1 protein-coding gene is annotated in these 386 nt (G+C 64.2%); it reads left to right on the forward strand.

Going from position 1 to position 386, the window contains the following annotated elements:
* Positions 1 to 32: 32 nt before the first annotated feature.
* The coding region (locus EN879_RS38745; protein ID WP_206521130.1) for an IMP dehydrogenase at positions 33 to 386 on the forward strand (354 nt) is incomplete at its 3' end.

Consider the following 386-nt stretch of genomic DNA (forward strand, 5'->3'; position numbering starts at 1 on the left):
CCCCCACCGTTTTTATGTTCAAGGGACTGGCCATGGCAAAAATCATCGAAACGTCCACCGGCGCATTGGCGCTGACCTTTGACGACGTGCTGCTGCAGCCGGGTCATTCCGAGGTCATGCCCGGCGAAACCGATGTCCGCACCCGCATCGCCGGCGACATCGACCTGAATGTGCCGATCCTGTCGGCGGCGATGGACACCGTCACCGAGGCCCGGCTTGCCATAGCCATGGCCCAGGCCGGCGGCATTGGCGTCATCCACCGCAATTTCTCGCCGGCCGAACAGGCCGAGCAGGTGCGGCAGGTCAAGAAATTCGAATCCGGCATGGTGGTCAATCCCGTCACCATCGGCCCCGACGCGACGCTCGCCGACGCGCTGGGCCTGATG

The organism is Mesorhizobium sp. M7A.F.Ca.AU.002.02.1.1 (assembly GCF_003998535.1).
In the GTDB taxonomy this organism is placed as follows: domain Bacteria; phylum Pseudomonadota; class Alphaproteobacteria; order Rhizobiales; family Rhizobiaceae; genus Mesorhizobium; species Mesorhizobium ciceri.